27 protein-coding genes are annotated in these 25371 nt (G+C 54.8%); 5 read left to right on the top strand and 22 right to left on the bottom strand.

The genetic code is table 11. From position 1 onward, the window contains the following. Nucleotides 1–41 precede the first annotated feature (41 nt). From ACT3IC_RS17900 to flhD, 11 genes are all read right to left on the bottom strand, one after another. Complete coding sequence (locus ACT3IC_RS17900; RefSeq protein ID WP_103180087.1) at nt 42–1004, bottom strand: Csu type fimbrial protein; 963 nt, start codon at nt 1002–1004, stop codon at nt 42–44. Further along, nucleotides 1001–3382, bottom strand: coding sequence for a fimbria/pilus outer membrane usher protein (locus tag ACT3IC_RS17895; RefSeq protein ID WP_159339526.1), 2382 nt, complete (start codon nt 3380–3382; stop codon nt 1001–1003). Before ACT3IC_RS17895 ends, ACT3IC_RS17900 begins: the two co-directional genes overlap by 4 nt. Continuing rightward, a complete protein-coding gene (locus ACT3IC_RS17890; protein WP_159339527.1) occupies nt 3358–4113 on the bottom strand; it encodes a fimbrial biogenesis chaperone in 756 nt (251 codons plus the stop codon). The genes ACT3IC_RS17895 and ACT3IC_RS17890 overlap by 25 nt, the downstream gene beginning before the upstream one ends. 16 nt (nt 4114–4129) lie before the next feature. Continuing rightward, nucleotides 4130–4603, bottom strand: a complete 474-nt coding sequence (locus ACT3IC_RS17885) for a Csu type fimbrial protein (RefSeq protein ID WP_409454951.1) — start codon at nt 4601–4603, stop codon at nt 4130–4132. 86 nt (nt 4604–4689) lie between these two features. Then, on the bottom strand, nt 4690–5259 hold the full coding sequence (locus ACT3IC_RS17880; protein WP_159339529.1) for a Csu type fimbrial protein: 570 nt from the start codon (nt 5257–5259) through the stop codon (nt 4690–4692). Between the two features lie 477 nt (nt 5260–5736). Beyond that, nucleotides 5737–6240 carry a chemotaxis protein CheW gene (gene cheW, locus ACT3IC_RS17875; protein ID WP_032611989.1) on the bottom strand — a complete coding sequence of 168 codons (504 nt, stop codon included), beginning with the start codon at nt 6238–6240 and terminating at the stop codon, nt 5737–5739. Between the two features lie 21 nt (nt 6241–6261). Next, complete coding sequence (gene cheA / locus ACT3IC_RS17870) at nt 6262–8289, bottom strand: chemotaxis protein CheA (RefSeq protein ID WP_159339530.1); 2028 nt, start codon at nt 8287–8289, stop codon at nt 6262–6264. 4 nt (nt 8290–8293) lie between these two features. Next, nucleotides 8294–9223 (bottom strand): flagellar motor protein MotB, encoded by a 930-nt coding sequence (gene motB / locus ACT3IC_RS17865; RefSeq protein WP_103180093.1) that lies wholly within the window; start codon nt 9221–9223, stop codon nt 8294–8296. Next, the gene (motA, locus tag ACT3IC_RS17860; RefSeq protein WP_103180094.1) at nt 9220–10107 is read right to left on the bottom strand and encodes a flagellar motor stator protein MotA; all 888 of its coding nucleotides are present in this window, start codon (nt 10105–10107) and stop codon (nt 9220–9222) included. The genes motB and motA overlap by 4 nt, the downstream gene beginning before the upstream one ends. A 122-nt stretch (nt 10108–10229) precedes the next feature. Further along, nucleotides 10230–10808: a flagellar transcriptional regulator FlhC gene (gene flhC, locus ACT3IC_RS17855; RefSeq protein ID WP_103180095.1), complete on the bottom strand. Its 579-nt coding sequence runs from the start codon at nt 10806–10808 to the stop codon at nt 10230–10232. Nucleotides 10809–10810: 2 nt separating this feature from the next. Next, nucleotides 10811–11161: a flagellar transcriptional regulator FlhD gene (flhD, locus tag ACT3IC_RS17850; RefSeq protein ID WP_103180096.1), complete on the bottom strand. Its 351-nt coding sequence runs from the start codon at nt 11159–11161 to the stop codon at nt 10811–10813. Nucleotides 11162–11951: 790 nt separating this feature from the next. Between flhD and uspC the strand changes: the two genes are divergently transcribed. Then, entirely contained in the window at nt 11952–12380 is a 429-nt protein-coding gene (gene uspC, locus ACT3IC_RS17845) for a universal stress protein UspC (protein ID WP_103180097.1), read from the top strand. A 19-nt stretch (nt 12381–12399) separates the two neighbouring features. On the opposite strand, the gene otsA is transcribed toward uspC, so the two are convergent. The 6 genes from otsA to ACT3IC_RS17815 form a co-directional block, all read right to left on the bottom strand. Beyond that, entirely contained in the window at nt 12400–13824 is a 1425-nt protein-coding gene (gene otsA / locus ACT3IC_RS17840) for an alpha,alpha-trehalose-phosphate synthase (RefSeq protein WP_103180098.1), read from the bottom strand. Next, entirely contained in the window at nt 13799–14605 is an 807-nt protein-coding gene (gene otsB / locus ACT3IC_RS17835; protein ID WP_103180099.1) for a trehalose-phosphatase, read from the bottom strand. The genes otsA and otsB overlap by 26 nt, the downstream gene beginning before the upstream one ends. Nucleotides 14606–14770: 165 nt before the next feature. After that, entirely contained in the window at nt 14771–15751 is a 981-nt protein-coding gene (gene araH / locus ACT3IC_RS17830) for an arabinose ABC transporter permease AraH (protein WP_103180100.1), read from the bottom strand. A gap of 14 nt (nt 15752–15765) precedes the next feature. Beyond that, nucleotides 15766–17280, bottom strand: coding sequence for an L-arabinose ABC transporter ATP-binding protein AraG (gene araG, locus ACT3IC_RS17825; RefSeq protein WP_156654814.1), 1515 nt, complete (start codon nt 17278–17280; stop codon nt 15766–15768). A gap of 68 nt (nt 17281–17348) precedes the next feature. Further along, a complete protein-coding gene (gene araF / locus ACT3IC_RS17820) occupies nt 17349–18338 on the bottom strand; it encodes an arabinose ABC transporter substrate-binding protein AraF (protein ID WP_103180102.1) in 990 nt (329 codons plus the stop codon). A gap of 315 nt (nt 18339–18653) precedes the next feature. Next, a complete protein-coding gene (locus tag ACT3IC_RS17815) occupies nt 18654–19211 on the bottom strand; it encodes a DJ-1 family glyoxalase III (RefSeq protein ID WP_103180103.1) in 558 nt (185 codons plus the stop codon). 542 nt (nt 19212–19753) lie between these two features. Between ACT3IC_RS17815 and ACT3IC_RS17810 the strand changes: the two genes are divergently transcribed. Next, complete coding sequence (locus tag ACT3IC_RS17810; RefSeq protein ID WP_103181106.1) at nt 19754–20257, top strand: non-heme ferritin-like protein; 504 nt, start codon at nt 19754–19756, stop codon at nt 20255–20257. Between the two features lie 166 nt (nt 20258–20423). Here the strand turns inward: ACT3IC_RS17810 and ACT3IC_RS17805 are convergent, their stop codons facing one another. Together ACT3IC_RS17805 and azuC are read right to left on the bottom strand one after the other, a co-directional pair. Next, the gene (locus ACT3IC_RS17805; RefSeq protein ID WP_039030868.1) at nt 20424–20675 is read right to left on the bottom strand and encodes a DUF2766 family protein; all 252 of its coding nucleotides are present in this window, start codon (nt 20673–20675) and stop codon (nt 20424–20426) included. Between the two features lie 96 nt (nt 20676–20771). Beyond that, entirely contained in the window at nt 20772–20855 is an 84-nt protein-coding gene (gene azuC / locus ACT3IC_RS17800) for a stress response protein AzuC (protein WP_098946254.1), read from the bottom strand. 212 nt (nt 20856–21067) lie between these two features. Here azuC and ACT3IC_RS17795 point away from each other — a divergent pair, with 212 nt between their 5' ends. Further along, nucleotides 21068–22489: an MFS transporter gene (locus ACT3IC_RS17795; RefSeq protein WP_473478436.1), complete on the top strand. Its 1422-nt coding sequence runs from the start codon at nt 21068–21070 to the stop codon at nt 22487–22489. Nucleotides 22490–22530: 41 nt separating this feature from the next. Here the strand turns inward: ACT3IC_RS17795 and ACT3IC_RS17790 are convergent, their stop codons facing one another. Further along, nucleotides 22531–23169: an RpiB/LacA/LacB family sugar-phosphate isomerase gene (locus ACT3IC_RS17790; protein ID WP_103180105.1), complete on the bottom strand. Its 639-nt coding sequence runs from the start codon at nt 23167–23169 to the stop codon at nt 22531–22533. A 294-nt stretch (nt 23170–23463) separates the two neighbouring features. Here ACT3IC_RS17790 and yecR point away from each other — a divergent pair, with 294 nt between their 5' ends. Continuing rightward, complete coding sequence (gene yecR, locus ACT3IC_RS17785) at nt 23464–23805, top strand: YecR family lipoprotein (protein WP_103180106.1); 342 nt, start codon at nt 23464–23466, stop codon at nt 23803–23805. 206 nt (nt 23806–24011) lie between these two features. Further along, nucleotides 24012–24509 (top strand): non-heme ferritin, encoded by a 498-nt coding sequence (gene ftnA, locus ACT3IC_RS17780; protein ID WP_103180107.1) that lies wholly within the window; start codon nt 24012–24014, stop codon nt 24507–24509. 34 nt (nt 24510–24543) lie between these two features. Here ftnA and ACT3IC_RS17775 read toward each other — a convergent pair whose 3' ends face one another. Then, nucleotides 24544–24783 (bottom strand): YecH family metal-binding protein, encoded by a 240-nt coding sequence (locus ACT3IC_RS17775; protein ID WP_159339533.1) that lies wholly within the window; start codon nt 24781–24783, stop codon nt 24544–24546. A 67-nt stretch (nt 24784–24850) separates the two neighbouring features. Then, nucleotides 24851–25192, bottom strand: coding sequence for a hypothetical protein (locus ACT3IC_RS17770; RefSeq protein ID WP_263950565.1), 342 nt, complete (start codon nt 25190–25192; stop codon nt 24851–24853). Between the last annotated feature and the right edge of the window lie 179 nt (nt 25193–25371).

Genomic DNA, 25371 nt, shown 5'->3' with positions numbered 1-25371 from the left:
ACTGAGAGGAACTTTACATTTGCGAAAGGGAAAAGCGCGGTTCAGAACGCGACGTCTACCACGAGGGTATCGCTGTAGTTGCCGGCAGGGGGCGTGGTCTGGTTGGGGAGGATGCGGGCAGTGTAGTTATAGGTGCGCAGCAGGCCGTCGGTACTCACCTGGGATGAGGCTCCGCTCGACCAGCGCTCGGTGCCGCTTACGCCCCAGCGGTTGGCGGTGGCCTCTTTATAGATCTCATAGCTCATGCGGTTGTTGCCGCTGGCCATGCGCCGGACATTATTCAGGGCGTTGAGGCCGTTATTGATGCCGATGGTATAGGCGCTGCCCTTGGTGCAGGTGACGGCGATGGACTGGGAGATGGTGGGGAAATTCTGTACCAGCGGCGCGCTGTTAAAGTTGATGTTCGGGGTGGTCATGGCGCTGCAATCATTGGTGACGTTCATATTGAGGGTGATGCTGGTCACCGCCGTACCGGTCTGGGGGGTCAGGCAGAGCCCCACGGCCCCTACCTGGCAGACGTTGTAATTAACGCTGAAGTTAAGCGTCACCTGATAGGGCCCGGCGCTGACGTTCTGCCCGGCGACGGTGCGGAAATAGAGCGGAATATTGTACTGTCTGGAACCGAGCAGCCCCAGCAGCGTGCTACCGCTCCAGGTGTAGGAGCGGGCGATCTGCACTTCGCTGGTGCCGGTGCAGCCCGACGCACCGCACAGTCGGGTGGGAATAACATCGGTGATGGTGGCGTTATCGGTGCGTTTCAGGGTGGCGCGGCTGGCGGCGCTTACGGTAGCCCCGGTGTAGTTGAGGGTGATGGAGTCGTTGGTCAGCAGGTTAAGCACCGCATCGCAGCTTACCACCAGGGTGCCGGTGGTCTGTACCTCGTTGCCCCCACTCAGGGCGAAAGAGGTCACGCTGCCAAAGCTGGCGTTGACGGTACTGACGGTACAGGCCCCCCAGCCGGTACCGGAGACCAACAGCAGCAGTAACAGCAGCAGGCGCCTCATGGTGCCAGCCTGCAGGTCAGCGGGCCGTAAGTTTGCAGCTTATGGTCCGGGTTAGGAGCAAGGGTCAGGGTCACCTGGCAATATTTGCCCTCCGGGGTGCGCACCTCCAGTGGGTTAACGTCATTCAGGTTCTCCAGCCAGGCGATGCCATCATAGCCCACGGTGGCCGGGGCGCGTGAGGCGCGTCGCACCTGGCTGCCGAGCGGAATATCCTGGCCCTCGCCGTCGTGCAGGATCACGCTGGCCACCCGCTCCTCCTCCATCGGGAAATCCACCAGATACCCGCTGTTGCGGCGCAGCGCCACCCGCCGCTCGGTCTCTTTTAGCCGGGTATCGGCGGGCAGGTTCAGGGTGTTGATGCTGTAGCTCGCCGGATAGTAGGCGGATACGCCGCTCACCAGCAGGTAGCCATTTTGGTTGGTTTTTCCCACCGGCTGGTTTTCGTAGCTTACCGGCACGTCGGGCTTGCCGTCGGTGCTGATGACCACGAAGGCGTCGTTGATCTTATTGGCGGCAAAGAGTTCGCCGTCCATCAGCACCAGCGAGCCCAGCGCCTCGCCCCACCAGGTCATCATGTCGCGCTCGCCGTAGGTGCCGCCCTGCACTTCAATATTGTTGTTACGCCAGCCCAGCGAGGCCTGCTGGTAGCTGCGGGATCGGGACTGGTTCGCCAGGGCCATGTTCCAGCTAAAGCCGCCGTCGGTGGGCATGGCGTGGTTGTAGTTGATGCGCTGGGTGCTGCCCGCGTCCGGGGTGTTTTCCAGGGTGACGGCGGCGCTGTCGCGTTCGCCGAGCGGAATTTGCAGCGACAGGGCGACCGTCCAGTCGCCCCGCTGCTGGTCCCGGCTGGCGGCAAGATAGATACTGCTGCTGCGCCACAGGTTGCGGCTCCAGGAGAGGTTGAGCAGCTCGGTTTTCTCGCTGTCGAAACTCTCCACCCCAATCCAGGCGGCGCCGATATTGCCATAATCACCCAGATTAAGGCTCAGGGAGTACTGGTCCGTATTGCGGCTAAGGCTGGCGATGGGCTGGTTGAATTCGTCGTATACCGTCGGCTGGTCGTAGAGGGCCAGATTGCCAAAGCCGCGATCCCGGCGGCTGTGCTGGGTAGCAATGCTGAATTCGCTGGTGCTGTACTGGTAGCCCCAGTTAATCTGCCCCCCCTCTTCACCATACATCCGGCTGCGGGTATATGCGGTATTGACCACGCCGAAACGCCCCATTTTTACCACCGTACCCACACCGCCCAGCGCCAGCTCTTCGGCCCCTTCGCCATGTCCTTCGAGGGTCAGCCAGTCGGTCAGCCCATAGCGGTAAGAGCCGCTCCCCGCCGCCGGGCCGTAATCAAAGCTTTCAATACCGTAGTTGCGGCGCAGGCTGCCGAGGGTCACCGCCCCGTCGCTCAGCCCCGCCTTCAGCAGTTCGCTGGTGACGTAAAACGGCAGCGTGGTGCTCACCTGGCGGCCCAACGCATCGGTGGTGACCAGCACCGCATCTCCGGCGCCGTTGATATAGGGTAGATTGGTGAGGGTGAACGGCCCCGGCTGCAGGCGGGTGGAGCCGGCGCGATAGCCGTTAACGAACAGGTCTACCGAGGTGGGCACCGCCGCTTCCCCGGAGAACTCCGGCAGCGGCCAGGTGACCAGATCCGGGCGGAGCGAAAAGTCGCGGCCATAGCTGATGCCCCCCATGCGCACGCTGCTGCTCCAGCTGACGGCATCGCTGATGACATCCCCGGCGGTCCAGGTGGTGGCATTATCTTCATTGGTGACCAGCAGCGTGGTGTCGTAACGCACGTATCCCTCCTGCATGCTGCCGCCGGAGAGGTTTTTGCGCACAAAGCCGGTGGAGGAGAGAGAACCCCGCTCGTCAAAGTAGCGGAACTCATGCCAGAGCGAGGCTTGCCCGCCCGCATGATCGGTCTTGCTGGTATAGAAGTCATAGTTGAGCAGCGCCCCTCTGCCGTAGTGGGGAGTGCTCTGGGTCAGCTCGCCGCCAAAGGGGGTGACCCGGGCGGAGATCCACTCCCGGGGCACGCTCAACAGCAGGCGCTGCCCGGCGCTGTCATACTCGCTGCGCACATCGGCGAGGGTCGTCAGATTAACCTCCCCCGGCGGGACATTTTCCGGCGGCAGGCCTGCGCGCAGCAGGTCAGCGCTGGAGACCAGATAATCGCCGTTGCGCCGGGTGACAGGCACCACCAGCCCGGTATCGTAGTGGTTGACGATCAGCGCCAGCTGAAAGACCGCTTCGTCGTTCAGGGACTGGGGCGCGGGCGGCGGCGGTAGCGCATCGTCGCCGGTGTTGGCCCAGCCTGCCGTGGAGACGCAAAGCAGGATCATCATCGTGGGTTTCAGTTGACGGGGGCCGACTGCCATTCGGTATCCCTGGCATTAATTTGCGCACTCATCTGGCCCGGCTGGGTGATGCCTGAGGGGAGAGGCCAGCTGCGTTCGCTGCCCGGCAAAACATACCCCAGCAGACCGTCCGCCATGGTCCTTTTCTGTCCGCCCTGAGTCAGGGAAACCTGACTGAGCCGAACGTGGACATCACCCCGGTTACGTACCTGCAGCGCGGGCTGGCCGTTTTCGCGGATAACCCGCCAGCTCAGGTTGCGCGGCTCGGCAAGGGCATGATGCTCCCCCTCTTTGATGGTTTCGATCCCCTGGCCGTAAACAAACAGCGGAATGGAGTAGCGCATCTGCAGCTTAAGGCCGTTCTGCGGCGTGGTGTTGTCCTGAGGCCGGGGAATTTCGTCGACGATGATGCGGTAGGCCTGCTCAACCCCCATCGGCACCTCGCCCTGTTTTATCAGGCGAATAAGCTGCTTGCTGCCTTTGGCAATAGTGACAATCGGCGGGCTGGCTACCACCTCCTGCTGGGCGGTGTAGCGCTCAAGGCCGCCCTCCTGGCGCCAGCGCACAATGCGCACCTGCATGGTGGTGGCGCTGTTGCCCTGGTTTTGCACCCACAGCTCGGTCGCTTTGGTATCGGCCGATAGCCAGGGATCGATGGGCCACAGCAGAATGGATGCCGCGCCCTGGGCGACGTGCGCCGTTATCCCCAGCGCCACCAGCAGCGCCAGCGGGCCGCTTGCAAATGCCTTCATGGTCGTTCTCCCTGTATCACCAGGACAAGGTCACGGTGAGTTGATCTGAATAGTTCCCGGCCGGGCTAAAGCCCGTCAGAAGCGCCACGCCAAACAGCGGCAGGGCGATGTTATTGCTATTGGTATAGGTTACGGGTATGGCCTGGTTAACGCCGATTTCGCTGTTTGCCCCCAGCGAACTGCTGCTGTAGAGCCGGTAGGCGACCCGTTGGGTGCCGCCGGCGCGCTGCATATTGCGCACCGAGGCGTAATACTGTCCGCCGTCGATGCTCATGCTCAGCGCCACCCCCGGCGTGCAGGCGATACTCAGCGAACCATTAGGCACAAAGCTGGTGCTGACCTGGCCGCTCTGCACCCCGCTGTAGCTGCCAAAATTGAGCGCCCCCAGGACTCCGCCGGTGCCGGAAGTCACCGAGCAGCCGGGAGTAATGGTGGCATTCACCTGAAACGACTGGCTGGTCACCGCCCGGGCACTGGTCGTCGTCAGCATCAGGGCGACCAGGCAAAAAATGGCATGCAGCCTCCCCTCACTCCACGACAGGAGTGATATGGTCACGCGCTTCATCAATCGCGCGGCTAGTAAGTGACGCTGACGTTTATGGTGTCGGTGTAGGTGCCAGGGACCACGGTGACGCTGTTGCCGCCGCCGGTAATACGGCCATAGAGCGTGTAGCTATTAACCCCGCCTGCGGTAGAGGCCACCGGGATCGGCGCGTTATTGGCGATCACGTTGTTAAAGCTGCTGTCGCTGAACAGGCTATATGCCACACCCTGAGCGGTATTCGCGGTGTTGACCAGATAGCGCGCTGGCGTGCCGGGCGTACCCACAACCGTTCCCGGCGAGGTGGAATTGGTATTGCCGGTAATGGCGACCGTGTAGCTGTCGGTGGTGCACTGGATGGTAAAGGTATTGCCCCCATTGGCTCCGGTGAGCTGGGTGGTGAGCGTGGAGAAGGTTGCCGGATGGGTACCGAAATCGAGGGTACCGAAGTTAATGCCGTTCTGGTTTGGCGATCCGTTGATCAGGCAGCCGTTGGTCAAGGTCAGGGTTGCGCCAATGGTCCCGCTGCTGGTTACCGCCTGTGCCGGAACTGCCGCCATCGCCAGGGCCGATCCCGCCAATAACACCAAAATTTTTCTGTTCATTTTCCACCCTCCAGAAAATGTCGCCGTCGTTATCCTCTATTTTTGATAACGCTCAAATTGTTAGCACCCATTACTATTGTTAATAGGTGGTTAAAATCAATTTAGATTAAGGCACCGCGAACAACCACTTTAGCCAGACGGCTAAGACAAACGGCGTATTGACAAAAATTATCTTTTAATAACAACAGGATAAATTTTTAAAACTCCTGAACATCGAAGCCAGACGAGATAAAAAATAGGAATAATGTGATACAGATCACAATATATCTTCTTGTTTTCATTGGTTATTTTAATAGCGGTTAAATAAGAGTTAAGCCAGAGAAACTATTACCTGGATTCGGATGATGAATATATTCACAATTTGAATAAATGACGGGCAGAAAATAAGAGCAGGTCGGTACATAACGGGAAAAATAAATAAGGGGACCAGCATGGTCCCCTTGAAGTGTTGTCCTGGCCGCCGCAGCGGTGATGGCGTCAGGCTACGTGGCTTGCCGCCACGTCCAGCAGCGCCATCTCATCACTGTTCAGCAGCTTCTCGATATTCACCAGAATCAGCATACGGTCACCGAGCGCCCCCAGACCGGTCAGGTATTCGGTGGACAGCGTAACCGCGAATTCCGGCGCCGGGCGGATCTGCTCGGCGGTCAGGGAGAGGACATCGGAAACCCCATCAACCACAATCCCGACCACGCGCTGGCCCAGATTGAGCACGATCACGACCGTATTGTCATCATACTCGACATCGCCCTGGCTGAACTTCACGCGCAGGTCGACGATTGGCACGATAACGCCACGCAGGTTGGTCACGCCTTTAATGAAATCTGGCGTGTTGGCGATGCGGGTCACCTGATCATAGCCACGGATCTCCTGCACCTTCAGAATATCGATACCGTACTCTTCGTCACCTAAGGTGAAAACCAGGAATTCCTGCCCTGATGGCTCGCCGGCCAGCTTGGTTACATTACTCATACCGGTCATTTTTTTACCTTCTTAACTGAATCAGGCGGCTGTGTGCGCCATACGTTGTTCACGATTTAATCCCTGAAGCGCCGAAACATCGACGATCAGCGCCACGCTGCCATCGCCGAGGATGGTGGCGGCTGAAATGCCAGGTACTTTGCGGTAGTTGCTCTCGAGGTTCTTCACCACCACCTGATGCTGACCAATCAGCTGATCGACCAGCAGAGCGTAACGGCGGCCTGCGCTTTGCAGAATAACCACAATCCCCTGCGTGGCTTCTGTTTTGGCGCCGTCCACGTCGAACACTTTCCACAGTTCCACCAGCGGCAGGTATTCGCCACGCACTTCCAGCACGCGCTCACCGCCTGCCAGCGGGTGCAGATCTTCTTCACGCGGCTGCAGCGATTCCATCACCGCGTTCAGCGGCAGGATGAACACTTCGTCCGCCACTTTGACCGACATGCCGTCGAGGATCGCCAGCGTCAGCGGCAGCAGAATGCGGATAGTGGTGCCTGAGCCCTGCTTCGACTTGATCTCAACGTGGCCGCCCATCTCCTGGATGTTACGTTTCACCACGTCCATACCCACGCCGCGCCCGGAGACGTCTGTGACCTGCTCCGCGGTGGAGAAGCCTGGGGCAAAGATCAGCATGCCCACCTCTTCGTCGGTCATGTTTTCGCTGACCGCCATCCCCTGCGACATCGCTTTCGCCAGGATACGCTCGCGATTCAGGCCTGCGCCGTCATCGGTCACTTCGATGCAGATGTTCCCGCCCTGGTGTTCCGCAGACAAAATCAGGTTACCCACCGGGGATTTCCCTGCGGCAACACGGTTTTCCGGCAGTTCGATCCCGTGGTCAAGGCTGTTACGCACCAGGTGCGTTAACGGGTCGATAATGCGCTCAATCAGGCTTTTATCCAGCTCGGTGGAGCTGCCCATCAGCGTCAGTTCGATTTGCTTATTGAGCTTGCCCGCCAGGTCGCGCACCAGACGCGGGAAGCGGCTGAAGACATACTCCATCGGCATCATACGGATGGACATCACCGATTCCTGCAGATCGCGGGCGTTACGTTGTAACTGGCCCATGCTGGTGATGAGATCGCCGTGGTTGACCGGGTCCAGCTCGTTGGAGCGCTGGGCCAGCATCGACTGGGTGATCACCAGTTCGCCCACCAGGTTAATCAGCTGATCCACTTTTTCCACAGCGACACGAATACTGGTCGATTCGCTGGAGCGGGCGGCCGGTTTTTCACGCTCGCCGCGGTTTGGCGCAGCGGATTCGCCCGGAACGGCTTTCAGCGCAGGCGCGGCAGGTGCCACGGCCGGTACCGCCGGTGCAGCCGCGACTTCGGCCACTTCCGCCGTTTCTGCAGCCGGTGCATCGGTCACGGCCTCAAAGTCAATCTGCTCAGGTTCAATGACAAAACAGAGCACGGCGATCACGTCATCTTTGCTGATGCCGCCATCGAGGTTAGCTGCCAGCGTGTCCTTGCCCTTCACCACGTTGCTCAGGGTGGCGAGATTGCTCAGCTCTTCTTCCAGAAGGTTAACTTCGCTCTCTTTCAGGCGGGACAGCACCACGCGCAGACGGTTGTCAGCGGCAGGCGCGGCCGCCGGAGCGGGCTCAACAACGCTCAGTTTTGCCGGGCTGACGGCAACGGCTGCCGTCTCGCCTTTGGCTTCCAGCGCTAACTGACGCAGCGCGTTGCAGATATATTCAAAGCTGGCAGCGTCCGGCTCTTCCGAGCTTTTATAGGCATCGAGCTGTTCCTGCATAATGTCTTTCGTTTCCAAAAACAGGTTAATAATGTCGGTATTGAGCTGCATCTCACCGCGTCGGGCCTCATCGAGCAGGTTCTCCATCAGATGAGTGGTTTCCTGCAAAATGGTAAAGCCAAACGTACCGGCGCCTCCTTTAATGGAGTGAGCTGCGCGAAATATGGCGTTGAGCTGCTCTGAATCCGGCGCCTCGGGCACCAGGTCCAGCAGGTGTTGCTCCATATCCGCCAACAACTCGTCGGCTTCATCAAAAAACGTCTGGTAAAAATCGCTAATATCCATGCTCACGCTATCACCTCGGATTGGCTGGTGGCGATGTTGGAACGGCAGCCGAAGGCGCAGGGCCTGGCTGTTTTAAATCATCCAGTGACTCATTCTGACTTTCGGCATTTTCGTGCAGGATGGCCTGCTCTGCCTGTTTGTTGAGCACTAAGAGACTAATACGGCGGTTGATGGCGTCATCCGGGCCGCGGTCGGTCACGCGCATGGTGGCGGCCATGCCGACGACGCGCAGCACTTTGCCATCGTCCAGCCCGCCGATCACCAGCTCACGACGGGATGCGTTTGCACGATCTGCCGAGAGCTCCCAGTTGCTGTACCCTTTTTCGCCACCGGCGTAAGGGAAGTCATCGGTGTGACCGGAAAGACTGATTCGGTTAGGGATTCCGTTCAGCACTGGCGCAATGGCGCGCAGGATGTCGCGCATATAGGGCTCCACATCGGCGCTGCCGGTTTTAAACATGGGACGGTTCTGGCTGTCGATAATCTGAATGCGCAGCCCCTCCTGAACGAGATCGATCTTCAGGTGCGGACGCAGGGCGCGCAGCTTCGGATCCGCTTCGATCAGCTGATCCAGATCGCCGCGCAGTTTTTTCAGGCGGCTCTGCTCCATGCGTCTTTTCAGCTCGTCGATGTTCGGCTCGCGCTTCACCTCACCCTGCTTTTGCGTGTAGTCATCTCCACCGCCCGGGATCGGGCTGTCGCTGTTGGAGATACGCGGCCCCCCCGACACCGCCGTTGCCAGCGGGGTACGGAAATACTCTGCGATCTGAATCAGCTCTTTCGGGCTGGAGATAGAGATCAGCCACATCACCAGGAAAAACGCCATCATCGCGGTCATGAAATCGGCGTAGGCGATTTTCCACGAGCCACCATGATGGCCTCCATGCCCTTTATGCTTGCGCTTTTTGACTATGACGATGGGATGGGACTGGTTTTTCATGCGTCCTCAGTGCTCGTCTGCTGGTTTGGGTTCTTCACAGCGCGCACGTGCTCTTCAAGCTCAATAAACGACGGACGCTCGCTGGAGTACAGGGTTTTACGGCCAAACTCTACCGCGATCGGCGGGGCATAACCGTTAAGATTCGAGAGCAGCGTGATTTTGACGCACTGCATCATTTTGGTGGTTTCAGCGCTCTTCTGACGCAATACGGTCGCCAGCGGAGAGATAAATCCGTACGCCAGCAGGATGCCGAGGAAGGTTCCCACCATGGCGTGCGCGATCAAGGCGCCCAGTTCAGCCGCCGGACGATCCGCCGAGGCCAGGGCGTGAACGACCCCCATGACCGCCGCAACGATACCGAATGCAGGCAGGGAGTCACCCACCATCGCCAGGCTGTTGGCCGGGACTTCAGCTTCGCTTTCATGCGTCTCAATCTCTTCATCCATCAACGCTTCGATTTCGAAGGTGTTCATGTTGCCGCTGATGATCAGACGCAGATAGTCGACGATAAACTCAAGCATCATCTTATCGGCGATAATGCGCGGGTAGCTGGCAAAGATCTCGCTCTCTTTCGGATTCTCAATATCGCGCTCCAGGGAGAACATCCCCTGTTGACGCGACTTGGCCATCAGGCGATAGAGCAGCGCCAGAAGGTCCATATACATACTTTTGGTGTATTTCGAACGACGGAACAGTAACGGCAACGCTTTTAACGTTCCCTTGATCGCCTTGCCGTTGTTGCCAACGATAAACGCCCCCACCCCTGCACCACCGATAATAATCAGTTCGGCCGGTTGATAGAGTGCCCCAAGGTGCCCGCCGGTCATCATGTAACCGCCGAAAACTGTACCGAGAACTACCAGGTAACCTAATACGATAAGCACGACATCATCCTTCCGCTAGTGACTGTAGCCAGGATGCGCAGGTCGGGGTTTATCCTTCTGCGTGGCAAAAAAAAGCAGCGGTAATCTCTTACCGCTGCTGGATCCTTGCCCACACGTTAGGGTTAAACAGCCTGTTCGATCTGTTCATCCAGCAGTTGTGGATTACTATCGGCAGCATCCCGGGAAAGTTTACGTCTTTTTACCGCACGAGACGGTGGTTGGCACAAACTGCAGGCGAAGCTGCCCGCGGGCTGATGTGCATGGGTGATAAAGTTGCCGCTGCAGCAGTTGCAGCGGGAGAGTTCCAGCAATCCGCTCTCAACAAAACGCACCAATGTCCATGCGCGGGTCAGGGCCAGCAAAGGGCCTTCTTCAGGCTGCGGGCACTGCTCGAGGTAAAGTTTGTACGCTTTAATGACCGCATCAACGCCGCTGCATAAGCCGGTCTTGAGCAGGTACTGCCAGGCATTACAGAACATGGAAGCATGAATATTCTGCTCCCAGGTCATAAACCAGTCGGTAGAGAATGGCAGCATCCCTTTTGGGGGTGGGCTGCCACGTAATTCTTTATACAACTTGATAAGACGGCCACGGCTCAGCTGGGTTTCGCTTTCCAGCATTTGCAAACGAGCACCTAGCGTAATCAGTTCCATGGCCAGTTGAATATCACGCGCTTCCTGAACAATGCTCTTCTCACTCATTTTTAGGCCCTTTTCTTACGGGCTACGTCATCAGGCTGGCTGATTTCGTTAAGCAAACGGGTAGAAAGCAGAATGCCGGTGTGAACCTGTTGCAGATCATCCACGCGGGATTCCTGCGTCAGCTGCGTGACGGTCTGGTGATTATCAAAGCGGAACTGGCAAACCAGTTGGTTTGTCTCGGCCAGTTTAACCATTTGCGGCAACGTTAAACCGCCAAGCGTGGTGGCCATTTCTTCCTGAATACCCAGACGAAACATTGCAGAGGCTTTATCCTGGCTAATCAAACGTTGTGCAAGTAATAAATATGACAGGTTGATGTCATAGATGTGTTTTAGCAATTCGGATGTGTTCATTTATTCCTTCCCGAATAACACTTTAATTTCTTGTGCGGTCAACCCGCACCCCGTGATGTCGCCGGGAAAACCCCGGTAAAAAAAAGAAAAGGCTAAAACGCATAGTTGAATTAAGTTTTGTATCGATGAATCACGTTAAGAAAAACAAAATCTGTCTCTTACACATTTATCGCTTCTTACAATTAACTAAGACTTTTCCTAATTCGCGGCAACTTTACCCGTCCGATGTACCACATACAATGTGGCTTCACCTGAAATTTAAAAAAAATGTGACGCAGATCACATAATATAAGTGAATTTTACCCAAAAATCCATCAGCACTCCTTCTAATTTGTTTGTTTTATGAGCAATTAAGCGCAGAATATATTCTTTCCGGGCGAATATTCATGCAGAAGTATGAACAAAGAGGGCATGTTAATTGCCTGTCGTTGTCATAGCGTAAACTGGCAACAAACCAGTCCATATCTATCACAGAAACACTTTGTTAATATGTTTTTAAAACAAAGGCTTACATGAAAAAGTGACAAAAATTATTACCTGGCGTTATCATTTTTAGTTGAAGCATTTAGGTGGATTTTTTGCGATTACAGCGGGCTCAAAGCGCATGATTTACGTTTAGGAAGCGGATTTTTGCCCTTTCGTCCAGTCCCCCTGCAATTCATTGCATAAGAATAATTAATGAATAATTATGACAACTGTCACACTAATGCCATCTTTGGCTATTGCGCAAAAAAAGCATTCGCGCTAATGCTGAAGTATGTGCAATAACCACACAATGAAGGTGGGTAAAATGAGCTATTCCCATATCCTTGTTTCTGTTTCAGTTTCTCCTGAAAGTCATCAATTGATCGCCAAAGCGGTTGCTATCGCCAGGCCAACGCAGGCGCGTATTACGGTGGTCACGTTAATGGCCGAACCAGAGATGTATAATCAACTGGCAGCACCGATGCTGGAAGATATTCGTGGTGTTCTTCAGGAGGAAACCAGGCAATTTCTTGACGAGCTCATTGCCCGCGCAGAATATCCCATCGCGCAAACTTTGTGCGCGACAGGAGAATTAAGTGAGCAGATAAGTGATATATGTCAAAAGCAAAAGGTAGACCTGGTGATATGCGGAAATCACAACCACAGCTTTTTTTCACGCGCAGCATGTTCTGCTAAAACAATCGTCAGCAACAGTCAGGTTGATGTGCTTTTAATTCCACTCGGCGCAGAATAAAACGCCGAGTGGAATATAATCAGGCTAATTTAGGAAAGGTTGCGACCTTTTTTTGCAGATTGCTCTCCACGCTGCGGGGAGTGATCTGGTTCAGGTCCTCAATGAAGCGCGCCTGCCAGCGGTCTATGTCATTTTCGCGGATCACTTTCATCATGTCGGCATGACGTGAAATACGCTCCGTGAGGGGCATATTCAGCGCACGGTGCAGAGCATTGGCCACATCGTCGCGATCGTACGGGTTAACGATCAGCGCCGAGGTGAGCTCGTTAGCGGCACCGGCAAACTGCGACAGCACCAGCACGCCCGGATCGGCCGGATCCTGCGCGGCGACATACTCCTTCGCCACCAGGTTCATCCCGTCACGCAGCGGCGTGACCAGGCCGACATCGGCATAGCGGAACACCTTCATCAGGATCTTGCGCTCAAAGTGCTGGTTGAGATAGAACAGCGGCGTCCAGCCCAACTGGCCGTAACGGCCGTTAATGCGACCGGCTTCGTTCTCAAGCTGATGTCGGATGTCCTGATAGGCCTGCACCTCGCCGCGCGAGGTCGGTGCGATTTGGGTATAGCGGATCTTACCGTGGTGCTCAGGATAATTCTCCAGCAGGGTCTCGTAAGCCTGGAAGCGTTCCGGCAGCCCTTTGGAGTAATCGAGACGCTCAACGGAAAAGATGTTTTTTACGTGCTTCAGCTCTTCTTTCAGCTGCGCCAGCTTAGGCGGTAGTGGCCCGGAGGCCTGCTCGATAATCTCGTCCGGCTCAATACCAATCGGATAGACCTCAGTGCGGAAGCGCTTGCCCCAGGCGGAGTGCGAGTCATCGTCATGCGCCGTCAGGCGCGTTTTGCTGGCCACGCTGTCAAGGAAGGCCAGGCGGTCATTTTCGGTCTGGAAGCCCAGCAGGTCGTAATCACAAAGCTCTTCAAGCAGCTCGTCGCTCGGCGGCAGCGCGTTGAAGATCTCCGGGGTCGGGAACGGAATATGCAGGAAGAAGCCAATCCGGTTGTTTACGCCGCGCTTGCGCAGCTCGCCGGCAAACGGCAGCAGATGATAATCGTGGATCCATAGCACGTCGTCCTGCTGGACTAACGGCAGCAGCTTATCGGCCAGCAGGCTATTGACCCGCGTGTACCCTTCCCAGGCCTCGCGCTTAAACTTTACCAGGTCGAGGCGATAGTGGAACGCAGGCCACAGCACGGCGTTGGAGAACTGGCTGTAATACTCATCGTAATTCTGTTCACTGAGATTAAATGAAGCCCAGGTGATATTCCCGCGCGTCACCTTTTTTAGCGGTTTGTCCTCATTACCAATCTCTCCACTCCAGCCAAACCAGAGCCCCCCCGTATTTTTTAACGCCCCCAGCACCCCAACAGCCAGGCCACCTGCGCTGGCTTTTTTATCATCCGGGGGAGCGATGCGATTAGAAACTACGATCAAGCGACCCATAAGGTTTTCTCCTGTTAATTTGCGCTATTTCTTGTTCTTGTTGATGGTTAGCGGCTTTAATTACCCATTGCCAGACATCAGGTACCGTAGCCAGCCGCCAGCTGGCTTTGGTCTCACCTGCGCCGACTTTCACTGATACCCCTTTAAGCTGATTCACCACTTCAAAGCCATGCTCATCGGTGAGGTCATCACCAAAGAAAACCGGCGTTCTGCCGAGGAAAGGCGCTTCATGCATAAAGGCTGAGATAGCCTCGCCTTTGTGGATCCCTCTCGGTTTGATTTCGACCACGCATTTACCAGGCTGGAGTGACAGCTGCGGATTGTCGTGCACGATCTGTTCCGCCAGGGCGAAAATATTCTTCTCATATTCCTGAGCCTGACGGTAGTGGATTGCAAATGCCATCCCTTTGGCTTCAAGTTCGGTGCCAGGCAGATATAAAAGCGCCGTTGTAAGCTGCGCATGCAGCGTCTGGATCAGATCCGGGGGAAGGGAAACGGATTGCGAATGACCATGGATGTCGCGGCGCTCCGCCCCGTGTACACCGGCAAGCGGGAAACGGTAGGGTCTGGCGAGCTGGTCCAGCTCGGCCATTGAACGCCCTGATATCAATGCCAGTGCCCCCTCATTCAGCTGTGCCAGCTGATTCAGTGCCTGTAATACTTCTGCGGGAACAACTACCTCATCGGGGTGTGGCTTGATGGTAGCAAGGGTCCCGTCGAGGTCGAAAAAGTACGCAAAGTTTTCTGATAGTAAAGGCGGTGAAGTTAACGTATCGGCCACCCTGATCCTCCTTACAGTTGGCGAGATGAAAAACGGCAAACATCTCAGTAGCCATGTAAGTATAGACAGTGTGACGGGGCTCGCCATTTGACATCCCCCTTCCCGCTGCGGCTGGGAAGGGGGGCTACACTTAAAAGTTAAGTCGGGAGGGGGTGGAAAAAAGGGTTAAACGGTGCGCTTTGCTTTTTGCTTGTAACGGTCGAAAATCACCGCCGCAAGCAGGATCAGGCCACGTACCACATACTGCGAGAACGGGGAGATGTTCAGCAGATTCATGGCGTTCTCAACCGTGCCAAGAATCAGTATCCCGGCCACCACATATGAGATTTTTCCGATGCCGCCCTTCAGCGATACGCCACCTAAAACGCAGGCTGAGATGACGATCAGCTCATAGCCGATAGAGGTCATTGGCTGGCCGCTGGTCATACGTGAAGCCAGAATAATCCCCGCCGCCGCCGACACCAGACCGGAAAGCACGAAGATGATGATCTTGGTCCGTACCACCGGCACACCCGCCAGACGCGCCGCCTCTTCATTACCACCAATCGCCAGGGTATTGCGGCCAAAAGTGGTTCTGTTGAGCAGGAAACCAAAGATGATCAGGCAGCCGACGGTCAGCCATATAGGGGCTGGCAGACCGAGCCAGTTGGCGTAGCCGAGAGTAAAGAAGCGCTCATCTTCAATCCCCACCGCTTTACCGTCAGAGATGATATAGGCCAGCCCGCGCACAATCTGCATGGTGGCGAGCGTGGTGATCAGGGCATTGATTTTCAGGCGCGCAATCACGAAGCCGTTCACCAGCCCGCTGAGCACACCGAGCAGCAGCCCGGCCGCCACACCAATCCACAGGCTTTCGGTCATGTTAATGACCACTGCAGTGGTGACACCCGCACAGGCGATAACCGAGGCGACCGACAGGTCGAAGTCGCCGGATGCCAGACAGAACAGCATCCCGCAGGCCACCATGCCCGACATGGAGATGGCGAGCCCCAGCCCTTTCATGTTAATGAAGGTGGCGAAGTTAGGCACAAAGATGGCGCAGCCGAGGAACAGTACGGCAAACACGACCAGCATGCCGTATTGATCCCAGATCCGCCCAAAGCTGAAGGCCGATTTTGGCGCTCCGGATGTAGTGACAGAGGACATCTTATTCTCCTTACTCAGGCGACAGCCTGGCTGACTTTAGGCATGGCGAGGCTTAACGCCTGCTGTTCATTCGCCTGTTCATGTAGCAATTCACCGGCAATGGCCCCTTCACGCATCACCACGATACGGTCGGCCACGCCCAGTACTTCCGGCAGATCGCTGGAGGCGAAGAGCACCGCCACGCCACGTTTTGCCAGGGCATAAATGACGTTATAGATTTCGTGCTTGGCGCCCACGTCGATACCGCGCGTCGGTTCATCCAGCAGGATCACCTTCATCTCTTCCGACAGCCAGCGGCCCAGAATGGCCTTTTGCTGGTTGCCACCGGAGAGGTTCATGATCAGCTGTTCCGCGCCCGGGGTTTTGATGTTAAGCGAACGAATGTGGTGATCGGCGTTGCTAACCTCCCAGGTGTCGTTAATCAGGCATCCGGCACGGATGGTCTTCCGGCGGGCCGAGATATTGATGTTATCCCGTACCGAGTGCACCGGGATGATCCCGTCGGCCTTGCGGTCTTCCGGGCAGAGCATCATCCCTGCGCGAATGGCATGGGCCGGTTTCTGAATATCGACAGGCTGGCCGTCGATAAACACCTGCCCTGCGGTGATGCGGGTGCCGCCAAACAACCCTTTCATCAGCTCGCTGCGCCCTGCCCCTACCAGCCCGAAGAGGCCAACAATTTCACCGCTGCGCACCGTCAGGCTTATCGGGGTGCGTACGCCCGGGGCTTTAACCTCTTCGAGGCGCAGCAGTTCGCCGCCATACTGGCGCGGTTCCCAGTGATAGATATCACCCAGTTCGCGCCCCACCATCGCCTGCACCAGCAGGTCGTGGTTGACCTGCTGCATGTCGCTGAAGGTGCGGACATAGCGACCATCTTTAAACACGGTAATAGCGTCGCTGAGGGCGAAGATCTCTTCCATACGGTGCGACACATACAGAATGATGCGCCCCTCTTTGCGCAGCTCGCGGATCACCCGGAACAGGTTCTCGATTTCACGCGCCGACAGCGAGCTGGTGGGTTCGTCAAAAGCGATAATTTTGGCATTGCGCGCCAGCGCCTTGGCAATCTCCACCATCTGCCACTGGCCGATGGAGAGATACTTCAGTGGGGTCTGGGGATCAATATCCAGCCCAAGGTGCTTCAGCTGCAGACCGGCCTCATAGTTGAGCAGCGAACGGTTAACAAAACCGCCCTTATGCGGAAGCTGCCCAAGATAGATGTTCTCCGCCACGGTCATCTCCGGCACCAGATGCAGTTCCTGGTAGATGATGGCGACACCGGCATTCAGCGCGGCGGTGGTGTCCGCGAAGGCGACCTCTTTGCCCTGGATGGCGAGGGTGCCTGTCGTGGGGGTGTAGTTACCGCTGAGGATCTTCAACAGCGTGGATTTTCCGGCGCCGTTCTCACCCATCAGGGCATGAACCTGACCCGCATAGCAGTCAAAGCTGATGTCGGTCAGCGCGTTGACACCGGGAAAGGTTTTGCCGATGCCGCGAAAAGAGAGATACGGTTCAGACTGTTGCATAACGTCTCCGAGGATCGAGTAGTGAACGTCTGGCCCCCCGATGCCCGGGGGGCGCAATCACAGTGGAATTACTTACCGCCCAGTCCCTTTTTCTCCAGCTCTGCTTTGAAGTTGTCACGGGTGATCAACACCACGTCGGTAACTTCAGTGAATTTCGCTGGCTCGGCACCTTTGGTGACCCAGTTGTAGAGCATTTCGCTGGATTTATAGCCATGTACGTCCGGGCTTGGCAGCAGAGAACCGTAGAAGCCGGTGGCCTGCGCTTTAGAGAGCTCGCTCACCGCATCAACGCCGTTGATGCCGATGCCGATAACATCTGCCGCTTTGAAGCCCTGGCCTTCGGTGGCGCGCACGCCGCCCAGGACGGTGTTGTCATTCATCCCCACCACCAGCCAGTGTTTCACTTCAGAATGCTGCACCAGCATGGAGTTGGCCGCATCGAAAGCGCCCGGGATGTCGTTGGATTTGGTTGGCACTTTGTAGATCTGTTTTTCCGGGAAGCCGGCCGCTTTCAGGGCTTCCATCGAACCGGAGGTGCGACGGCGTGCGGTATCCAGTTCATCGGCGGTGATCGCCATAACCGCGGTGTCCTTCACGTCCCAGCCGCGTTTTTGCATCTCTTTATAGAGTTCCTGGCCCTGGCGCTCGCCGATTTTGGTCGCCGCCATCATCACCAGCGGCACGGTATCCATCGGCTTGCCCTTGGCGTTCACGAACTGATCGTCCACGGCGATGACTTTCATGTCGTAGCCACGCGCTTTCGCCACGATAGCCGAGCCCAGTTTTGGATCCGGAGTACAGATGACAAACCCTTTCGCGCCGCTGGCTGCCAGGCTGTCGATGGCGTTCAGCGTTTTTTCACCATCAGGCACAGCAATTTTAATGACTTCAAAACCCAAATCTTTCCCGGCTTTATCGGCAAATTTCCACTCTGTCTGGAACCATGGCTCTTCCGGTTGCTTCACCAGGAAACCGAGCTTCAGGTTCTCCGCCATAGCGGATTGTGACATAACGGCAGCCAGACCGATGGCCGCCAGCGCTTTAGTAAATTTGTGCATGGTTAACTCCAGCTTTAGCGTTTTAATTTGTAGGGGAATAACAACTAAAATGTTTTTAATCGGACTTAAAACAAGGCATTAGCGCCAGGCGTGTATGAAGCACATTTGCTTGAGATAGTTTTAGCGGGAAATTAATCATCCATAAGAGAGCGCCATCACACCGCAGAATTACAGTAATTGCGTACATAGATTCAGCGGAAAAAGACATAAATATGCAGGTATTTGTCTGACAAATAGAAAGGGGTAAAGCAGATTAGTCCATAAGATTAGCTAAGATATCCTTGTGATCCGGGCGCGCGGGCGCCCGGCATAATATTACCAGGGATAGTAGATATGCTCGGCGTGATCGCGTACCGGTGCTTCCTCACCCAGCAGACGTGCTGAGAGCGTCAGCGCAAAGTCAAAGGCATGGCCCAGTCCCTTGCCGCTGATGAGGTTGCCATCTTCCACCACTGGCGCATCGACATATTCGCCGTCCTGAATCTCCTGCCAGAGCTCCCCCGAGCAGACATAGCGACGCCCTTTTAACAGGCCATTGCCGCCCAGCACACGCGCCGCAGCCGAACAAATTGGAGCGATAAATTTACCCGCTTCGTCATGCGCGGCGACAAAACGCACCACATCGGCACTGGCCGCCAGATTCACGCTGCCCTGCGGGCCGCCGGGTAATACGACCGCATCGTAGTAACTGTCGATTTTTTCGCTGAGGGTGCTGTCCGCCACCATCGGGATATTATGGTAGCTCACAACCGCCCGCGACTCGGCGCAGGCCAGGGTATCTACCTCAATGTTGAGACGGCGCAGGATATCAATAGTGATAATCGCCTCCGCCTCTTCAAATCCGGGTGCCAGCAGCACCGCTACTTTTGCCATAATGAACTCCGTTAGGGAATATAAAACAATGTTTCATTTTCGCAGCGTGTGTAGCGGAAAACTTCCAGCGGGATCACATATCGCACTATTTCCAGCAAAAATGATCTGACGCAATTTTAGCCAGGTGTAAAAATCCATTAATTACCAGAATTATCTGTATTCCACCTGACAGGAATAATTATCTTTTTTTTCGCTAAGCGCCTATTTCACCGCTCCTGAGAAAAACATAAAGTAATTTCACTTTTCGGATAGCATTAAATTTATACAAATCATTATAATACAATCTCTTAATCATCTTCAACCTCGACCCTCCCCTCTCGAAATCCTCCATTTTTTTTAATTCCTGATGGGGGGTAAGGTTTAGTAAGAATATATTTATAAGGATTTTCTTATAATGGATTCGCTGTTATGATGAATTTTACCTGATGCCTGAAACGAATTTGGGATCACATACAGGGAAAACAGAATGCTTTTATTCTGTAGTGAACTATCGTTAATGATGATTATTTTTTGGTTACATAAACGAAGAAAAGGGAATGGATATGGCTGTCTCGGATATGATCACCAGGCTCAACACGCAGATGAACCTCGAGTTTCATGCGTCTAATCTCTCTTTGCACCTCAGCGAGTGGTGTTCAGAACATCAGCTAACCGGTTCCGCGACTTTCCTGCGCCTCCAGGCGCAGAGCAACGTTACGCAAATGATGCGCGTTTTCGATTTTTTAAAAGCATCAGGCGCTATGCCGGTTTTGAAACCCGTGGATATGACTGACGAAGAGTGCAATTGCCTGGAAGCAGTTTTCCAGCGCACGCTGGAAGAGTATGAGCAGCGCTGTCAGACGCTGAATCAATTAACGGATGAAGCGCGGAAAATGAAAGACACTTCTACGCTTAACTTCCTGCATGATATTGAGAAAGAACAGCAGCAGGATGGGGTATTACTCAAAACCATCCTTGATGAAGTTCGCAAGGCACGTCTCACCGGCATGGGTCTGGAACAGACCGATCGCCAGCTGCTTAACGTCGTCAGCCGTCAGCACCACTGATTCTGCGCGTTAACTGAATTACCCGGCCTGTGCCGGGTAATTTTTTGCAAAAGAGTCACTACCCTACTGGTGCAGAGCTTCATGTAACTCACATTTCGGGCGACCCTGGGTCGCCCGTTCACATTATTCTCACAAAACCGTTTATAAATCAAAACACCGGTTTATTTTAGTGAGACTCACCCTGCGGTGTGAATTTCAGCTCGATCAGCGCAATGGCTTTCTGCACGGCGCGCAGCGTAACAGGGTCGGCCGACGCAGGATTGCTGGCGAAATCGATGTTTTTCAGCTGACTGGACATTTTCTCGCGCACTTCTGCGGGAGCAATGATTTCAATCACATCAAGAATTTGTTTGATGACCAGCTGGCATGCAACGACGTCAGAGATCAGTTCCTGATCGGCACTCAGGTTTTGAGACATAGGCTTCTCCTGTTTGAAAGGCCGTCATAGTAGCAAAACGTCAGCCCTGATGCGGCGTACAGGCACAAAAAAACCTGCCGGAGCAGGTTTTTCTTATCAGAACATCGCGCCTGGCGGTACGTCCTTAAAGGTCTTGCAGTAGGATTCGAACATGCTTTTCAGGATTTTGCGCAATTTCATCGGTATGCTCCGGCTAAGTGTTATGCAGGTGTTAATGTTGATGCGGCTATAATATGACCTTCATCACAGAAATCAATGTTTTTGTGATATTCATCACGCCAGTTTATTTAAAACAAAACACCGTTCCGATTAAAATCTAATATTAATCAGCAAATTATCGCACCGCGGGTTACCGTAAATTTTTAAAAAAAATTTTAAGTGGCAGAGAAAAAATGACTGAAAATCACTCCGCTAAAGCGGCCAGCGGGATCTCTCCCGCCGCGCTGCTGGTGGCCGGCGCGTTCTTTATGGAGTTTCTGGACGGTACGGTGATCGCCACGGCATTACCCGATATGGCGAAAAGCTTTGGCGTACAGGCGGTCGATCTTAATCTCGGGATCAGCGCCTATCTGATCACCCTGGCGGTACTTATTCCGGCCAGCGGCTGGATCGCCGATCGCTTTGGCGCGCGTAAGGTGTTTACCCTTGCCCTGGCGATCTTCACTCTCGCCTCGGTGCTGTGCGGTCTCGCCACCAGCGTGGATCAGTTCATCGCCATGCGCGTACTGCAGGGAATGGGCGGTGCATTAATGGTGCCGGTAGGCCGCCTTGCCGTATTGCGCACCACGCCCAAGCACCTGTTGATTACCGCCATCGCCACCCTCACCTGGCCCGCGCTGGTGGCACCCATCATCGGCCCGCCGCTGGGGGGCTTTATTACCAGCTATGCCAACTGGCGCTGGATATTCTTTATTAACGTGCCGTTAGGGCTAATAGCTATCGTGCTGGCACTGCGCATTATTCCCGATATCTATGAAGAGACCCGTCGCCCGTTCGATACGCCGGGCTTTATCGCCACCTCGGTGGCGATGGTGAGCCTGGTCTATGCCATGGAGATGATGGGGGCGCAGGAGGTGAATACAGGCGTGACCCTTGCACTACTGGCAACAGGGATGGTGACCATGATTTATGCCCTGCGTCATTTCCGGCGCACCGAGTGGCCAATGATCCGTCTTGATGCCCTGCAGGTGCCCACGTTTCGCGTAACGATGTTTGGCGGCTCGCTGTTTCGCGCCTCCATCAGCGCCGTGCCGTTTTTGCTGCCGCTGCTTTTTCAGGTGGGCTTTGGCATGGATGCCTTCCACTCCGGTTTGCTGGTGCTGGCGGTATTCGTCGGTAACCTGACCATCAAACCCGCCACCACGCCACTGCTGCGCGGGCTGGGTTTTAAAAAGTTGCTGCTGATCAACGGCGCGCTGAACGTGCTGGCCCTGCTGGCCTGCGCTTTCCTGACCCCGCAAACCCCGGTGTGGGTTATCATGCTGGTGCTCTATCTCGGCGGCGTGTTCCGTTCCATTCAGTTTACCGCCATCAGCACCCTTGCCTTTGCGGATGTGCCTTCGCCGCAAATGAGCTATGCCAACACCCTATTTTCCACCGCCACCCAGCTGGCAGTGGGGCTGGGGATCACCCTCGGCGCCATCGGGATCCGCATCGGCGAACTGTGTAGCGAATGGCTGGGGATGGCGTCGCTACCGGGCATCAGCTTCCGGCTGGCGTTTGTGGCGATTGCGCTGGTCTGTCTGCTGGGGATGGTCGATACCCTGCGGCTGGTAAAAGATGCCGGCAGTGCGGTATCCAGAAAAGAGGCATAAAAAAAGCCAGCGCAAGCTGGCTTTTTATCGGTGTTAGCAACTTAGCCGATAATACCGCGGACAAAGGCTTCGATCTCTTTATCCTGGCAGTTCTCGAAGAAGCACTGCTGGAAACGCTGACCGGTAACCGCAGTTTTAACCAGCTCCGGATCGATGGCGCGCAGGGTGTCGAGATAGTTCTCTTTCACCACAGCCGCTTTCACCTGATTCAGGATGCCCGCGTTGCGAACCTGAGGCTCTTTACGCTCTGGCGGATAACCTTCGCCTTTACGGCCAGTGAAGGCTTTTTCAAAGATAAAGCGCACGTTCAGCTCTGCACCCCAGCCGAAGCCTTTGGCAAATGGCAGGGCGAGTGCGTTACCGTTGTTGATCTGTGCAAACAGGAAGGCGTCAGCAGGATCGATGCAGTAGCCACACACCACGCCCGGGTGGATGTTCAGGGACATCAGCGCACCCTGGCCGGTACCGCAACCGGTCACCACGAAATCAACCGCTTTAGAGTTCAGCAGAATGCTCGCCATGATCCCCAGATGAATATAGGTCAGGTGGTGATCGTTTTCGTCGCTCATCCCAACGTTATAAACCGGGAAACCTTTCTCTTCAGCAACGGCGTTCAATTCCTTGAGGATGATGGCGTTTTTTTGCGCCTGGCTGTTTTCCATCATCAGTGCAATTTTCATACTTCGTCTCCTGAATGCGATGCGGGGCACCCCGCTGTGAATAGCTTACTCAATTCACCTTACTACTAAGCAAACGCACTTTCAAATTAAGTGAAAAATAGTTTCAAAAAACAAAGATGCGCTCACAATTTTGATGGAGAGGGATGTGAGCACCGGTTCGCAAAAGGATGGCTTATGATTGAAGGAGCCGGATGGTCGTGGCGAAGAGAAAAGAGAGAACAGGGGGGTTATTCCTGGCATTGCGCTTTACGTCTGGCGTTAGTATAGGTTATTTCAACGCATTCAGAGTGTTCTATGAAGAGATTATGCACGGTCGGTCTGGTGCTGTTACTGGCAGGTTGCGGTATTACCCGCAAAGCTGAAGTGAGCAGCGTCGATGTCACCTCGGGGGTCGTCAGGCTTGATTATGGTCAGCCACTATTCCAGACCTCTTATGATGATGCTTATGTAACAAGTGGCACTGCCACCCGCGAATGTCAGGCCATGGGATACAGTACGGCCCAGGCCTACGGTCAGCCGATCGAAACCTGTAGCGTGATCAGCGGCTCGTTGTGTCTGAACAAAACCGTCACTATCCAGTACCAGTGCCACGGTTACGCCCCCGCCCCTGCCGTCACGACCTCGGCTTATTACTAATTTCGTTGCCAGCTTTAGAGCTGGCAATAAAATTCTGAACACGAAACAGAATAATTCTCATTAATATATTTGAGTTGCGCGCAATGCGTTTTATTCCCATTCGTATTATGATTGCTTAAATATTTATTTTACTTTTTGCAAATAAATAAATAACAAATTATAGTGACGCTCACGTTGACCAGTTAATAATAAAACGGAGCCACACCATGCTTAAAAGTGAAATGATCGACAAGCTCAATGAGCAAATGAATCTGGAGCTTTACTCCTCCCTGCTCTATCAACAGATGAGTGCCTGGTGTAGCTATCACAGTTTTGAAGGCGCGGCGGCGTTTATGCGTCGTCACGCCCAGGAAGAGATGACACACATGCAGCGTCTCTTTGATTATCTTACGGATACCGGCAGCCTGCCGCGCATTAACCCGGTAGCATCGCCATTTGCAGAATATGCCTCATTAGATGAACTGTTCCGCGCTACCTACGAGCATGAACAGCTGATCACACAAAAAATTAACGAACTGGTACACGCGGCTATGACCAGCCAGGATTATCCCACCTTTAATTTCCTGCAGTGGTATGTGGCAGAACAGCACGAAGAAGAGAAGCTGTTTAAATCGGTTATCGATAAACTCACCCTGGCCGGAAAATCGGGTGAAGGTCTGTACTTTATTGATAAAGAGCTGTCGACGCTCGATGCCCAAAATTAATATTCATGCGGCGCTATCTGGCGCCGCGTTATTATTAATGGCCGCAGATTTTACTTTCATGAGTTGAAAAACCCGACGCCTGCGAAATGAATTTACCGCGCGCCGCCAGAAATGCCACCAGCTCTGCTGCCGTCATGTCCGCGGCTGAACAGGTGTGAAAACGCGCCTCGTCACCAAAACGCGCCGTAATCGCGGCAATCAGACTCTCTTCGCTGTATTGCTCGCCGGACTCGATCATCATCGTCAGCACATCGTGCCCATGAATGGATGCCATAAACCCTCCAGAAGAAAAGGCGCAGCCTAACCCTTTCCTCCCCACAACGCTTTGCGCTGGCGCAGGTTTACATGCAACCCGCACAGCTGGTGCAGCGCCAGTCCTGTTTATTGACCGCCTGATAAAACTGGCGATAGCTGGCCGTCTCCAGCGGAACGCCGTGGTCGAAAAAGAGATCGGTCAGCCATTCGACGTTTTCAATGATCCACTCATCTTCCTGCAACCCCTGGGCAAAGGTCTCATCTTCGGGATCGATAATCGAATAGATGGCCCAGGTACCCATATCCTTTTCCCGCCTTGCCTCCGGTAAGGTTAGCGCCTGGCCCTGCCAGCTAATTATCCAGTGCCCGTGACACAATAAATTGCCTGAACGACTCCATTTCGCACAGAAGGGATTACTGGCCGTCATCGCCGTCTCACTTTTTTTGAATATTTATAAGAAACGTTTACGTTACGCCTGATTATCGGGCGAAAACATTGCTCTTATGAAGTAGGCAAACCTCCTCATTTTTACGGGCATATGACCAGAGCGACGCTTAAGTTAAATAACGTAAAGATTACATTACACTCGTTGTAACGCCGGTTTGA

The organism is Leclercia sp. GHBNCSD (assembly GCF_055805075.1).
Note: the sequence above shows the minus strand (reverse complement) of the source record. Positions and strands in the feature narration are given on the sequence as shown.